The sequence below is a fragment of the Flectobacillus rivi genome (assembly GCF_030056655.1).
GTDB classification, from domain to species: Bacteria; Bacteroidota; Bacteroidia; order Cytophagales; family Spirosomataceae; genus Flectobacillus; species Flectobacillus rivi.
The window spans coordinates 251279-265669 of the sequence record NZ_JASHIE010000006.1; the positions used below are offsets into that span (position 1 = coordinate 251279).

At 36.0% G+C, this 14391-nt stretch carries 18 protein-coding genes and 1 tRNA gene; 16 read left to right on the plus strand and 3 right to left on the minus strand.

The annotated features are described in order from the left end of the window. Positions 1–240: 240 nt before the first annotated feature. The 7 genes from QM481_RS10695 to QM481_RS10725 all read left to right on the plus strand — a co-directional run bounded on the left by QM481_RS10695 (position 241) and on the right by QM481_RS10725 (position 7240). A complete protein-coding gene (locus QM481_RS10695; RefSeq protein ID WP_283381755.1) occupies positions 241–1857 on the plus strand; it encodes an ABC-F family ATP-binding cassette domain-containing protein in 1617 nt (538 codons plus the stop codon). 69 nt (positions 1858–1926) lie between these two features. Further along, positions 1927–2379 carry a hypothetical protein gene (locus QM481_RS10700; protein ID WP_166554107.1) on the plus strand — a complete coding sequence of 151 codons (453 nt, stop codon included), beginning with the start codon at positions 1927–1929 and terminating at the stop codon, positions 2377–2379. 142 nt (positions 2380–2521) lie between these two features. After that, a tRNA-Arg gene (locus tag QM481_RS10705) sits at positions 2522–2595 on the plus strand. Between the two features lie 288 nt (positions 2596–2883). Next, positions 2884–4062 (plus strand): tyrosine-type recombinase/integrase, encoded by a 1179-nt coding sequence (locus QM481_RS10710; protein ID WP_283381756.1) that lies wholly within the window; start codon positions 2884–2886, stop codon positions 4060–4062. A 298-nt stretch (positions 4063–4360) separates the two neighbouring features. After that, positions 4361–5518 carry an SAVED domain-containing protein gene (locus QM481_RS10715; RefSeq protein ID WP_283381757.1) on the plus strand — a complete coding sequence of 386 codons (1158 nt, stop codon included), beginning with the start codon at positions 4361–4363 and terminating at the stop codon, positions 5516–5518. 2 nt (positions 5519–5520) lie between these two features. After that, on the plus strand, positions 5521–6735 hold the full coding sequence (locus QM481_RS10720; protein ID WP_283381758.1) for a nucleotidyltransferase domain-containing protein: 1215 nt from the start codon (positions 5521–5523) through the stop codon (positions 6733–6735). Beyond that, entirely contained in the window at positions 6716–7240 is a 525-nt protein-coding gene (locus QM481_RS10725) for a type II CBASS E2 protein (RefSeq protein WP_283381759.1), read from the plus strand. The genes QM481_RS10720 and QM481_RS10725 overlap by 20 nt, the downstream gene beginning before the upstream one ends. A 708-nt stretch (positions 7241–7948) precedes the next feature. On the opposite strand, the gene QM481_RS10730 is transcribed toward QM481_RS10725, so the two are convergent. From QM481_RS10730 to QM481_RS10740, 3 genes are all read right to left on the minus strand, one after another. Further along, positions 7949–8695 carry a hypothetical protein gene (locus QM481_RS10730; protein WP_283381760.1) on the minus strand — a complete coding sequence of 249 codons (747 nt, stop codon included), beginning with the start codon at positions 8693–8695 and terminating at the stop codon, positions 7949–7951. A gap of 45 nt (positions 8696–8740) precedes the next feature. Next, positions 8741–9298, minus strand: a complete 558-nt coding sequence (locus tag QM481_RS10735; RefSeq protein ID WP_283381761.1) for a hypothetical protein — start codon at positions 9296–9298, stop codon at positions 8741–8743. Between the two features lie 256 nt (positions 9299–9554). Further along, positions 9555–9716 (minus strand): hypothetical protein, encoded by a 162-nt coding sequence (locus tag QM481_RS10740; RefSeq protein WP_166553764.1) that lies wholly within the window; start codon positions 9714–9716, stop codon positions 9555–9557. Between the two features lie 211 nt (positions 9717–9927). On the opposite strand from QM481_RS10740, the gene QM481_RS10745 reads away from it, so the two are divergent. From QM481_RS10745 to QM481_RS10785, 9 genes are all read left to right on the plus strand, one after another. After that, complete coding sequence (locus QM481_RS10745; protein WP_283381762.1) at positions 9928–10929, plus strand: hypothetical protein; 1002 nt, start codon at positions 9928–9930, stop codon at positions 10927–10929. Then, the gene (locus QM481_RS10750) at positions 10926–11348 is read left to right on the plus strand and encodes a hypothetical protein (protein WP_166553936.1); all 423 of its coding nucleotides are present in this window, start codon (positions 10926–10928) and stop codon (positions 11346–11348) included. Before QM481_RS10745 ends, QM481_RS10750 begins: the two co-directional genes overlap by 4 nt. A gap of 4 nt (positions 11349–11352) precedes the next feature. Then, on the plus strand, positions 11353–11997 hold the full coding sequence (locus QM481_RS10755; protein WP_283381763.1) for a hypothetical protein: 645 nt from the start codon (positions 11353–11355) through the stop codon (positions 11995–11997). A gap of 2 nt (positions 11998–11999) precedes the next feature. Further along, on the plus strand, positions 12000–12707 hold the full coding sequence (locus tag QM481_RS10760) for a hypothetical protein (RefSeq protein ID WP_283381764.1): 708 nt from the start codon (positions 12000–12002) through the stop codon (positions 12705–12707). 5 nt (positions 12708–12712) lie between these two features. Continuing rightward, the gene (locus tag QM481_RS10765; protein ID WP_283381765.1) at positions 12713–13237 is read left to right on the plus strand and encodes a hypothetical protein; all 525 of its coding nucleotides are present in this window, start codon (positions 12713–12715) and stop codon (positions 13235–13237) included. Continuing rightward, the gene (locus QM481_RS10770; protein WP_283381766.1) at positions 13221–13547 is read left to right on the plus strand and encodes a hypothetical protein; all 327 of its coding nucleotides are present in this window, start codon (positions 13221–13223) and stop codon (positions 13545–13547) included. Before QM481_RS10765 ends, QM481_RS10770 begins: the two co-directional genes overlap by 17 nt. Beyond that, positions 13544–13747, plus strand: coding sequence for a hypothetical protein (locus tag QM481_RS10775; RefSeq protein WP_095167638.1), 204 nt, complete (start codon positions 13544–13546; stop codon positions 13745–13747). Before QM481_RS10770 ends, QM481_RS10775 begins: the two co-directional genes overlap by 4 nt. 134 nt (positions 13748–13881) lie before the next feature. Continuing rightward, entirely contained in the window at positions 13882–14034 is a 153-nt protein-coding gene (locus tag QM481_RS10780) for a hypothetical protein (RefSeq protein WP_283381767.1), read from the plus strand. 1 nt (position 14035) lies between these two features. Next, positions 14036–14278 (plus strand): hypothetical protein, encoded by a 243-nt coding sequence (locus QM481_RS10785; RefSeq protein ID WP_283381768.1) that lies wholly within the window; start codon positions 14036–14038, stop codon positions 14276–14278. Positions 14279–14391 lie beyond the last annotated feature (113 nt).

A 14391-nucleotide genomic window follows, 5' to 3' on the forward strand; every position in this document is an offset into this window, starting at 1 on the left:
CAAATTATCCTGCGTGATAAACAAAGTCGAATCAAAAATCATTTAAAACTTTCAGTTCTCCTTACGTCCTAACATTTGTTTTAATTTTATTTCAAAATAGCTACATTTCCAAATCTCCCAACTTTAAAATCTGAGTTGTCAGAATCATTTTGTAATTTTGCACTTTGTTAAGATAATAGAGGCAAAAAATGCCCATTCTTTTGACTTTTAACTCATTTTATAATTCTCATATACTAAGGAATGCTTACCGTATCGAATGTATCACTCCGTTTTGGCAAACGGGTACTTTTTGAAGATGTTAATATTAAATTTACCGAAGGCAACTGTTATGGCTTAATTGGAGCTAATGGTGCTGGCAAGTCAACTTTCTTGAAAATTCTTTCTGGTGAATTAGACTCACAAACAGGGTCTGTTTCTATGAATCCAGGAGAGCGTATGTCCATTTTGAAGCAAAACCACTTCGAATACGAAGAGGTAACTGCGCTTCAAACTGTGATGATGGGAAATAAACGCCTGTACGATATCATGCTTGAGAAAGATGCTATCTACTTGAAAGAAGATTTTACGGAAGAAGATGGTAATCGTGCAGCTGATTTGGAGGCTGAGTTTGCAGAAATGAATGGTTGGGAAGCAGAATCTGACGCAGGAATGTTGTTAGGTGGCCTAGGTATCAAAGAAGACTTGCATTATGTTTTGTTGAAAGACTTAAGCGGATCTGATAAAGTGAAGGTTCTCCTAGCACAAGCGTTGTTTGGTGCACCTGATATTCTTTTGCTTGATGAACCTACCAACAACTTGGATATCGAGTCGATCATGTGGTTGGAAAACTTCTTGCAAAATTTTAAAAATACTGTCATTGTAGTATCGCACGACCGTCACTTCTTGGACAATGTGTGTACTCACATCGCAGACCTTGACTATGGTAAGATTCAATTGTATGGCGGTACTTATACGTTCTGGTACGAATCTTCTCAATTAGCAGCTCGCCAACGTGCTGACCAAAGCAAGAAAAATGATGAGAAACGTAAAGAATTAGAGGAATTTATTCGCCGTTTCTCTGCCAACGTAGCGAAATCGAAGCAAGCAACTGCTCGTCAAAAAATGTTGGATAAATTGAAAGTTGATGACATAAAACCATCTTCTCGTCGTTATCCATTTATCAACTTCAAACCGGAGCGTGAAGCAGGAGATCAGTTATTGACTGTAGAAAACCTTTCGGCGAAGTCTGAAGACGGAACATATTTGTTCAAAGATCTTTCTTTCACGTTAAATAAAGGCGATAAAATGTCGGTGCTTTCTCGCGATTCATTGGCAATAACTGCACTTTTGGATATCCTAACTGGCGAACGTCAAGCGGATGGCGGTGAATTCAAATGGGGCGTGACTACGACACAAGCTTATTTGCCAAACGATAACGCCAAATACTTTGCTGATGCAAGTTTAAATTTGGTTGACTGGTTGAGACAATATTCAACAGAAAAAGACGAAAGCTTTATTCGTGGTTTCTTAGGCCGTATGTTGTTTTCAGGAGATGAAGCCTTGAAAAAATGTACAGTGTTATCAGGAGGAGAGAAACAACGTTGTATGTTTAGTCGTATGATGTTGTCTGGAGCCAACGTTTTATTATTTGATGAGCCTACCAACCACCTTGACCTAGAATCGATCACTGCTCTGAACAACGGTTTGGTTGATTTTACAGGAACAATGTTGTTTACTTGCCATGACCACCAATTGACTCAAACGGTAGCCACTCGTATGTTAGAAGTTGGGCCAAAAGGTTTCTTGGATAAGTTGATGACATTTGATGATTATATTGCTGACGAAAAAGTGAAAGCACAGAAAGAAGCCATTTATTAATATTCCTTGACACGCCCACTTTTGTGGGCGTGTTTTATTTATTGTATCATACACAAAAGCCCTACTCTCATGAAAAATCTATTTATCTGCTTTGCAGTATTGGTAACGTTGTTTTCGTCATGCAAAAGTAATGACAATCCGACTCCAACTAAAACTAAGACAGAGTACATCTCTGCCAAAACTTGGATTATTGATAATCTTACAGTAAACGGTATCATTATGTTGTACCAAAAAGGTAATACGCAAAACTTGTATGATTTATCGAAAGTAACATTCAATTTAAATAGCAATGGTACCGTTACAGGTACCGATAACAACGGTACTGCTATCACTGGAGGTACGTGGGCGTTTAATTCTGATCAAAGTAAAGTTGTGCTAACAAACGTGACTATTCAAGGTGGACTTGCTCTTTCAGGTGAATTTACGTTAATACAATTGAATGATACAAACTTCGATATTCAAGGGAATGTGAGTTATATGGGACAAACTGGTAATGCGGTTGTTAAAATGATTGCTAAATAACAAATTTTACTTCCTTGAAGATTAGCGACTTATGATTTATTTAAAAAAAAAATCGCAAAAAATGCTTGTTTGATTTGGGATTTTAAAAACATTCTTCTAATTTTGCAGTCCCGAAACACAGCAACGCTGTTACAAAGGAAACGGTTTCGTAGCTCAACTGGATAGAGCATCTCACTACGGATGAGAAGGTTTGGGGTTCGAATCCCTACGAGACCACAACCCAGATTTTTAAGGCATTGCAAGCGAGCTATTTAGCTCGCTTTTTTGTTTTATAACAGATTTTCCGCTATCGTCTGAAATACCTCAAAAAGCCCCTCTATTTGCAACCAAGGCACTTTTTTAATTTTACTAACAATTTTACTAACATTTTTATTTTTCGTGGTTTTGGAACACTTTTTGACCTGTGTTTAGGCTTTTATTATTACTTAAATTTTACACAGTTTTACAAATGTCAAAAAATTAAACAACTACCCACCTAGAAATGTTAGTTACACCCCTATCAACATGATGTCCTTCTATTATTGGTTTCGTGTAGGTAAAACCAAAGACCTTGGTACTATCTATTGCGAAATTAGAGTTGATGGTGAAAAGTCCGTTCCAATTTCTACTAAAATCAAATTAAACCGCAAACAATGGAATCCCAAAGAACAATGTTTTCAAGGTAAAGAGGCTGCCAAAAATCAAAAATTTATGGATAACCATGAATTACGTTTTACCCAAATTTTCAATCAAATCAGTTTTGAGAAACCTAATGAGCCAATCCGACCAGATGAAATCCTAGAAAGGCACAGAGTCTCTCACGGATTAGTAAGAAAAGGAAAAAGAGTACCCTCTTTTATTGATGTATTCAAAGAATTTATCAAAGATCAATATCTCTTGGTCAAAGCCGAAAAACTTAAGAAGCAATCAGTAGTAAGTAGAGAGTCAAAATTTGAGACTATCCGCACCTATTTGGTACAAAAACAACTGGAGCAAATAGACATAGATTCTATTGACCATGTTTTCATGGAGGATTTTAAATTCTATCTTAAAATTTCGAAGTATCAAGAAAGCACCATTGAAAAGTATTTATTTCTTATTAAAGGGATTGTAAAGTACGCTTTATCTAAAGGGTACACTCAAGACCGAAAAATAGAGAGTTATAAGGTGGAGAAAGCCAAAGAAAAGGATCCTGTATCACTCACACAGGAGGAACTGGACAAAATAGATGCTTTGGATTTGTCAGATACGCATAGAAAGACCTTTGATATTTATCGTTTTTGTGCCGAAACCTCATTGAGCTTTGTTGATTATGACACACTTTGTGAAGATGACATCATCATTGACGCTGAGAATATTGTATGGATTAAATTGGGGAGGGATAAAACTGATACTAGGCAACGAGTGCCACTAAATGAAAAAGCCATGAAAATTTTTAAACGGTACGGCTCCGATATTTACACCCTCCCAAAGATGTCAAATACTAATCTGAATAAGTATATTAAACAGATAGCTAAAAAAGCTAAGATAAACAAGTATCTTACCTTTCATACCTCAAGAAAGAGTTTTGTTGACCATGGTATCAATGAGCTTGATTTACCAGAAAGCACGATTCAAGCAATGGTTGGTTGGAAAGATAGTAGACAGCTTTCTAGATATGCCAGAGTCAAGGACTCAACTATTAAGAAGCAGTTTTTGAAGTAATTACTCTCTTATGCCACTTGGGAAATTCTGCCAAGTGGCATTTATTTTTTAATAGGGAATTAATTAGTTTGTTATTTTTGTTAACAAAATAGACTGTAGTTTTTTAAAAATTACTTTTAATGGTACGTTAATTTGCGAGCCTCAACATACTAATATGCAACCTAGATTACTCACTTCTAAATTATAACATTGTTCCTTCCAATTATTTAAATCATTCTTAATGATTTGATACAATAAAGAGCTAAATCTATTTGAGTCAACCCATTTTAAATCTTAAACAGCCTTTGGAATTAATTTTATGAAAAAAAAAGATGATGCAAAAGAAAAAGCAAGGAAACCGCTACCGCCTAAAGTAGTGAATTTGCTTTTAGCAAGGTCATGTGGAAGATGTCAATATGAAGGATGTAATGAAGTCCTGACAAAAGATATATTGACAAAAAAAAATTATAACACTGCTTATATTGCCCATATTGTTGCTGCTGAACCGAATGGTCCGAGAGGAGACGAAGCGTTATCTCCTAGACTTTGTCAAGATTTTGAAAATCTAATGTTATTATGTGATAGGCATCATCGTTTGATAGATAGGGAAGATATTGCAGGTCATTCAGTTGAAAGACTCGTTTCAATGAAACGAAGCCATGAATCATTGATGGAGCGATTAACAAATTTCAAAAATAAAAAAGAAACTGAAATCTTACTCTTTGGTGCAAACATTGGAAAGCAAGGAATACCCTTGTTTTATGATAGCGCCCACGAAACTATTATTGATTCTCATTATCCTGCAAGCCAGTATGGAATACAATTAGGATTGTTAAATAGTGGAGTTCTTGACCATCGTAAGGAGTTCTGGCTTATGGAACATGCAAATTTGATAGCAAATTTTGACACAAAAATAAAACACCAAAGAGAATCAGGTATTATAAAACACCTATCTGTTTTCTGTTTAGCCCCACAACCTTTATTAATATTATTAGGAAGCCTTTTAGGAGATATACATCACACAGAGGTATATCAACTACATCGAGAACCTAAAACTTGGAAATGGTTAAATGAAGCGGATCCACTTATTTATGAAATAAAACGTCCTGAAAAAAATCATACTAAAATTGCCTTGAAAATTGCTTTAAGTGCAAACATCACTGATGATAGAATAGTAAAGGTCTTAGGCGAAGACTGTTCTATTTGGACTTTTACAGTTAATACACCTCATAATGATTTGATAAGAAATAAAGAGCACTTGGAACGATTTAGGCAACAAATTAGGCTGCTAATGAATGAGATAAAAACCGTTCATGGTCAAGATAATATTATCCATGTTTTTCCTGCTATGCCTATCTCAACGGCAGTTGAATTAGGTCGAGTAAGAATGCCCAAAGCTGATTTGCCACTGTTAATTTATGACCAAAATTATCAGAACCCCAATATGGGTTTCTACGAAACTTTTAAAATCGAATAAAAATGACTCCACAAACAGACAGAGAGTTTAATAAACTTCTCGAAAGTATTGCTAAAACATTAGACATTTCTCCAACCCAACATAAACTGGCGGTTGAACGCTATCAAGCCGTTGGAAATTGGCTTGATGCCGATAATTCTGCCTTGAAAGCATACCAACCTCAAATTAGACCACAAGGGTCTTTTCGTCTTGGAACGGTGATCAAACCGCTTACAGAAGATGAAGAATATGATGTTGATTTAACCTGTAAACTGATTATTAATAAATCTCTCATCACTCAGAAGGAACTTAAAAAAATAGTAGGTGACCGTTTGAAAGAAAACGAAGACTATAGAAGAATGCTTGCTCCCGAGAAAAGAAGGTGTTGGCGATTGCAATATGCCGAAGTATTCCGTTTTCATCTGGATATTGTGCCATCAATCCCTGACGTTCAAACAGAGATAGTTTTATTGGAATCAAAAGGTGTTTCCAAAGCCATTGCAAACAATGCTCTCTGCATAACTGATAATGAGACTTGGGACTATGCTTCCGATTTTCCTAAAAGTAATCCAGAAGGATATGCTCTTTGGTTTTATGAACAAATGAAGGTTGAATTTCAAAGAAAGAAAATATTATTGGCGGAATCATTAAAAATGAGTGTAGAAGAAGTGCCTGAGTTTGAAGTTAAAACCCCATTGCAAAGAGTTGTCCAACTATTGAAACGTCATCGAGATATTCGTTATGGTAAAGATAATGATAAACCTATATCCATAATCATCACAACACTTTCAGCTCTAGCTTATGAAAATGAAGCTGATACATTATTGGCATTGCAAAATGTATTGAGTAAAATGTATTCATTTATTAAGAAGGACAGTTCTGGTCAATATTTAATCAAAAATCCAGTAAATCCATCCGAAAACTTTGCAGATAAATGGAATGAAAACCCAAGAAAAGCTACCCTGTTTTTTGAATGGTTGGAAGATGCTATAACCGATTTTAAAATGCTTGCTAATAAAAAAGGAGAAGGACTTCTTGAGGTTTCAAAACCTTTAAAACGATACTTTGGGGAAAGCATAGTTTCTAAGGCATTCAATGATGTTGCAGCCCAAACACTGAAGGAACGTGAGGAAAACAAACTTTTTATGCAAACAGGTACAGGAATATTGAGTACGCAAAATACTCCCAAAAGTATTCCAGTACCACAACATAGAAATTATGGGAGCGATAAAGAATAACAGTAAATCACCAATCATGCAAGGGAAAAGGTTAAAAACACTTTTCCCTAATTCTGAATTTACCATATTGGAGCATGGAAAGGGAATTCAGTGGGAAGGAGAAATACAACCTACACCAATATGTCAAAACTATCGAATAAGAATTGTTTTTTGGTATGGACAACACCCAACCACAAAGGTAGTTTCACCACAATTAGTAATACATGAAGGGAAAAAGCTACCTCACGTTTACTCACAAACTAAAAAACAACTTTGCCTATATTATCCAGTTGACAAGGAATGGCATGGTGATTTATGGATTGCAGAAACTATTGTCCCATGGGCGTCTGAATGGCTATATCATTATGAAAATTGGACTGTTACTGGTGATTGGCAAGGTGGGGGAATAGACCACGAAAGTCCCGAAAAACCTACATCATTAGAAGATGGAAAAAGTAAAATTGCAAAAATGAAGTTTAGTAATTCTGTTTATCAAAAACTTAAAAAATTGAATAAAGTGTTCTGAAATTAGACTTAAACTTTAATTTCAGAACAAAGTATTTATGAGACTCAAATTTTCCGATAAACAATCCAGTGTATTAAAAATACTATCTTATTATATTAAATTATTTAGTATTTACGAGATAGTGATTTGATTCTTGCAGATGCTTCGAAAGATTAGGAAGGTAGGTGCGAGTATATTGAAATTAAAAATATTAGAAACTAAAAAAATGCTGGAAGGATTCAAACTGTAGTGTTGAGGTATACAGAGTGATTTAGTTCCATATCATAATCACACCCTTTCAATTTTCCATACAAATATGCTATTAAAGAGTTACTAAAAAGGGTACAAGTATTACCAGTCAAAACGAGCATATCAATGAAATCATTAACGTGCCAAAGGTATTTCCAAAGGCAAGTAGTTCAAAACCTCATGGAGACCCATTTGACTTACTTATCATCGTACAGTCAATCTATGAAGATATGCCAGTTTTAAGCACAGACGCGTATTTCCCGTTTTATCCAACGTTGTATCCAAATGTCAAGGGTCTAAATTAACAAACGCCCACAATCACTCGGATTGTGGGCGTTTGTTTGATGGAAAGACGACAGACAACTTACAAGATATGCCAGCATGAAGGATTCAACAATTAAGAAGCAGTTTCTTAAATAAGGGAAAAAGATTATTAATCAGCCCTAATAAAAGCTTAGATCTGATTAATAATCTTTTAATTTACTCATACTTCAGTCTAATAAATGAATTACACAATTCGAGAATTAGATTCTGAGAATCAGGTAAATTAAGAGTTTTTTTGGGTGTATTAAATCCCAATTCACCATGCCTAGCCTCAACACCCAGTAATCCGAAATTATTAACCGTAGCTTTGAATGCGTTAACATCAGTATTACTAAAAGATGTATTACTTAATACTGTAGGGAAACTGCTATTTTCCAATCTGTTAGAAACTGTAACTATCGTATCATAAATTGCATATAAGTTTCTCCAATTTAACCCATTCCCTAACTGTGTTAATATGTGATAAATATCATCGTTATTTTTTGCTAGTTCAGTAAGAAAGGCTAATCTATGTGATTTTGTAACGTATGTATTATTAAGTGTCAATTGTTCGTCAAATGGATTAGATGGTGCTATATCTAATGAGTTATTGGGTGTAATATCTTCAAAACTATCCCACTCGAATAGTCTAACGAGTCCTAATTTAGAAATCTGACTATTTTCATTATTAGATCTAAAATCTAAATTACATACTCCATTATACATCGTTATTAGACTTAATGCTCTTGACCAAACTTCGTTAGGGTCTTCCAATCTGCTAAGATGTGGTGATGTAAAATAACATTCAGGTGGCATATCATCATCTTCTATTCTAACAATCGATAGATTATGCCCATATAGGTATGAATCTGCAAGGATTTTGCTGTTTTGATATGAAATTGAAAATATATATTTGTTACTCATACACTGAACTGTTTAACAAAGTTGCTACACTTAAATAGCGAGTAATTATTTAGATTTTAACTCATCAATTTTATTCTTAGCATTAAGAAATGCAGTTTCGATAATTTCACCATTATCTACAAAGAGTGTATTATCAGAACCGTACTTTTCTAATTTTATGTACCAAGTCGCACTGCCTTTATTTACAAAGTAACCTACCTTAAATCCATCTACTGTTATAAACTTATTTTCAAGGTAGTCAGGATTAAGTGCTATATCTTTGTTGACCTCAGCCTTTAGAACCTTTAACGCTTTCAGAACTTCTATCAAATCAGAATATTCAATAGATGCGGTACTAGAACTATACTTCCCTTCTTTCTCTATTTGGTAAAAGAATGCCGTGGTGATACCATTACTTATTTTTCTGATTCGTGTTTCTTCACCTCCGAATGATGTCTTTAGGGCTGGTAGTTTAGTATCTATGTATTTTGTTATGGTGCCAGTTTTTGAGCTGAATGAATCCATTTTGGTTTTTATTGTTTCAGCTTCTTTTTTTATTTCCTGACAAAATCCTGAATAACATAGGAATGTAGAAACAATAAGTGTGGAAATGATTTTTTGCATAATAAAATGATTTTGGGGTTCACAATTATTTTGAAGTAATCTTGACTAGTAGAATTTTTTAAAAATTAGTTTATTTAGAATTGAATTCAAATTTGAGGAGAATCTCTCAATTTTTAAATTTTTATAATAATTATTTATTATACGTAGTTTAATCCAAGCTATTCTTCCTAATTCAATCCCTGTGAATACATAACGCCCACCAATTCACAATTGGTGGGCGTTTGCATATCAGTAGTATTTAGAAGAGAGCTTTGTTTTACGACATTGACACGTTCCAAGCTTTGGCACAGTCTGCGAAGGTGACGTATGCACAACCTGTTGCCTTTTTTACCTGTCTGATTTTCTTTGCCGAATATTCCTTTGTCCAGCCCATCAATTGAGCGATGCTTGCAGAATTAACTATTGTAGAAGCTCCCATAATAAATCCAATGTTTTCGTTTTAGGTTTTCATACAAATTTACTAAAAATCACTTGTGCAAAAAAGAGATAAAAACGGATATATACGGACAAAATCAACTGTGCTCGCATGAAAACATCATGTTTTCGTCAATAGCCTACTAATTTCATGATGAAAACACCGATGAAAACAAACGAAAACATCGGTCTTGATTCATGAAAACATTGAAAACATGGCTGAAAACATTGCACGTACCGTCCAGATTGGAGCAAGAGTAAGACCTGAAATTGCTGACTGGTTAAGAAGCTCTCAAAACGTTAGTGATTTCCTTAATGAGATTCTTGAAAACACTTTTGCTGGCAATACCCCTAAGCATGAAAACGCTGTTTTCATACACCTCACACCTGAGCAGCTTCGTGAACTTGATACCCTACTCGAAGAAAATCCAGAGCTAAAAACCCATGAAAACATTCTTCAATCTGCCTTGGCTCATTATGTTTTCAACGGTCTAACGTTTGGCTTAAACGAAAACGATGAACGCCTACTCACACCTGAACGAGAAGTTGAAATCAGAGCGCAGTTCCAAACCTTGTTGGATGAAAACATCAATCCTCTAAAGGATGAAATCATTCAGTTGAAACTTGAAAACAAACGATTGTTGGACGAAAACAATGTTTTCAAGAATCATGAAAACATCAGCACTGAGCCTGAAAACATTGAAAACAACCCTGTTTTCATTGAGCTTCAAAGTGAAAACATTGCTTTACAGGATGAAAACAAACGTCTGCTAAACGAAAACAATGTTTTCAAGAATCATGAAAACATCAGCACTGAGTCTGAAAACATTGAAACCAACCCTGTTTTCATTCAGCTTCAAAGTGAAAACATTGCATTACAGGATGAAAACAAACGTCTGCTAAACGAAAACAATGTTTTCAAGAATCATGAAAACATCAGCACTGAGTCTGAAAACATTGAAAACAATCCTGTTTTCATTCAGCTACAAAACGAAAACAAAGCCCTTCAGCTTGAAAACACCCGTTTGCGTGATGAAAACAACGAAAACACTATGTTGGATAAGTTTAAAACTTTTAAACTAGCTAACGATGCGGGTCTCAATAACTTGATTTCTGAGGCTGTTCGATTCTCTGAAAAGAAGGCTTTTGTTCGTGTTGGCGCTGGAGTATGGAAAAACCACTATATCAAGGGCTTTGAAGAAATTACTCAACCATGAAACAAATACTCGCTACACTCACCCTAGACACCAACGGACAAATTGTAAGCTATCAAAGTCACGGGGAAATGACACTTGAAGAATTTCAAGCATTTTCCGAAGAGGCTCTGGCTCTACTTTCCAAGAAAAAAACTTATGATGCTGCTGTTATCAACAACGAACTCAAACTCGATATGATTGGAAAATACATGACCGCAATGGGATGCTTTCGAGCCGATGGAGCGATTGATTTTGAACCCGCTTTTCGTCCTGTTTTCGAAAAACTGATTATCGAATGGGAAGAACGAAAAACCTTGATGGGAAAAGTTAAAGCCCAACTCAAAGCAGGTAAAAAGAAAGTAGCGTCCTTCTTTGTCAACCTTGGTTTAAAGTATGCTGGCAAGGGTCTAGCAAAGGGCGTCCAATACGTAAAAAAGTAGCACCATGATTTTTTCAGAAAAACTAAGATTAATCACAGAGGGTGCTGAAATAGGCAATTCCATCCTCACGGGGATGAGTTCACCACCCGAACGTGTAGAAGAGCCACCAGCTCCCAAACAATTGGAAGGGTTATTTGATAATCCTTTCAAGCCTCAAGTTGTAGCCCAACAGGTCGTCACACCTCAATATGTGCCCAACATCGACCAAGTGATTTTGGATGGGAATGCAGAATTAGAGACCGAGCTAATTTTCTCCTACGTAAAAACGGGTACGGGCGTGCTACGAAATATCGTGGCAGAGATGTCAACCGAGAATGGTGACGAAAAGCTAGTCGAAGATTTTGAAGCGAACCTTATTCCATTAAGTGACGAAGTCAAGGCTGCTCAGAAACGAGTGGAGCAAAAGAAAAAAATCCAACAAGATGAAGGATTAGAAGATACCGAATCTATCCGAAAGTTTGTCAAGTTGGTGATTCTGGAAGACTTGAAGAAAAAGGCACGTGAAGGTAGATATAGACTCCCAAGTAAATCCGCCATGATTTACGATTTGGTGGTACTGATGGGTTCGAATATCATCGCTCATAATCCTCAGGCACTCTCCAATTTTACCGTAAAAGTATTTAAGAAAATCAAAGCAAAAATCACCTAGATATGAATCCCAAAGGAAACGTTTGGGGCTTCTTTGGTACTCGAAACACAGGAAAGACCTACGAAGCCTTACAACTCTCACTCGATTTTCGAGTCGGAGCTTTCAAAAATAACCCCAAAAGAATCATTGTCTTTGACCATTCGAATAATTCCAGCTACAAGGAAATCACTAAGAAAGTAACCTTCGAAGATTTGGAGCGACCGATGCCAAAAAATGCAGTGGTCAAGCTTCAATCAGACGATTATGACAAGTTTTCGTACTACTGTAGCAATTATGTCAAAAATGCGGTGGTAATCTATGACGATGCAGGCTCATTCTTTGGCTCAGGAACGATGACAAAAGCACAAAAGCAGCTTTTGAAAACACCGAAAAATAACGGCTTAGAGCTGCTACTTCAATTTCACTATTTCGGAGGCACGGAGGTTTCACCAGACCTTCTGAAAATGATGAATATGTTGGTTTTGAAGGAAACAGGTGATGATTTCAATGACCTACCTACGAAGGTTCAACCGAGAAAAGAGATTGCCTATTTGATGTATGACATTGCTGTTCAAAACACAGAGCTTCCTGAGAACAAGAAATGGACAACCAGATACTTTGACAAAGAGGAATACCGTGTAGGCGTTCGAAATACCGAGCAGGTAGATTGGATTGATGGGAAAAAGTACTTTCCCTTTGCACAACAGAAACTAGAATTTAACCCCAAATAGCACCTATGTTAGATTTTGAAGATGAATCAGAAAATGCCAACTACGGATTAATTGCCAAGTTGTTTTTGCTCATTTGTGCCATCGTAGGCATGGTAATATTGGGAATGAGCTTGCTGATGAGAAGAAGGACTGAAAAGGACACTGCACTCAACGTCAAAGAGGTTGAAGAACCCACCGAAACACAGAATACCACAATAATGCCCATAAAGCTAGACAAATCAGAGCTGAATGAGCTGATAAGTGAGCAATTTGAGTTGGACGAATCAGAACCTATCGGTTTTCAGCAAGCCAATGAAGAATCAGCCGTTCTACGACAACAGTTTGAGGATACCATCAAAATTGATTCTGTGATTTTGTATGAGTTACTTCAAAAACACTTTAACAAGCCATTTAAGGCACTTTACAACCATGAAGTAACAGAGTTAGTGCAAATTATCAACCACGACAAGAAAATCTACGAAAGCCTAGATATTGACTCGCAGTTCGCAATACTCAACTGGAAAACCTTAGAAAATGATGACCCTTCGTGACACCCTAGACCTAGTATTCCTATGCGTAATTTTCTTTGTTGGGTTTCAGACCCATCGCAAAAAAGTCAAGCAACAAAAGCTTCAGCTAGAGACAGAGGTACGTAGCTTTAGAAACATGGTAATGATGCAAACCACTTTTTTGAAGTTCCAATACTGTCTGGCTATTCAAGCAAGAAGAGAAGTCTTACCGCCACTCGACTATTTTAGAGAGCTGCCAGACTTTCACACCATGCTCCAAAGAAATGAAACCCCAGAACTGGAACAGTATTTCTCAGAGCAAGAAATCAAAGACTTTTTACAACCTTTATGAAAAAACAGATTTTAACCCAACTCCAAGCCATTAAGAAGCTATCTCAGAAATTCAATCTCTCAGGTCAGCTACTCATCGAAGTCGAAACTAATGATGTGGCAAAGTTCGATGCTGCCATTGAATCCATCAAAGAGTTCACACGCTACCGTAACAGTTTTACCATTAGCAAAAGACTCTTTGTTCAGGTCATCATGGCATAACCTACAAACCTCTTTAAACCATGTTTACACTAAACCTATTACTCGTTCTTTTGGTGGTCTTTTGTCTAGGAGCAATAGTAAGAACCCTAATCCAGAGAAAAGGCCGCTACAAACTAACCTTCAACGCTCAAACTATGTTAGTACCACAGATGGAAAACACCATGCAAGTCTACTGTGACAAGCAAGAATTAACCCTCAATCCAGAACTACAACTAGGTAGAGGTATCACTCGAAAAGAAGTTAAAGAATTACCTATTGGGTTCACACCGATTTTAAAGCATAAGTAAGATGAAAATCTATCCACCTTCAACACTAACCGATATTTGCAAAGAGCTAAATATTACCACAGGACAAGGCAAAAACCTTAGAGCTGATGTGAAGTATCTTCTTTCGTGTTTGAAGGTGGATGCTCATAAAGAAAAACTAAAGTCTTTGGGCTTTGACCCTGATAAACCTGCTTTACGAAGGAAATTGCCTTATCCTGCCATTGATTATATTTACAAAAATGTGTTTCAAATAAGAACATTTTGAGTTTTTTAATATTTGGACTTAAGGAGTTGTTAATCTTGATATTACCGAATAATAAAAAAGATATTCCCCCTATTGAGCTTTGTGTTTTTTTGATATACTTTGCTGAAAACTAA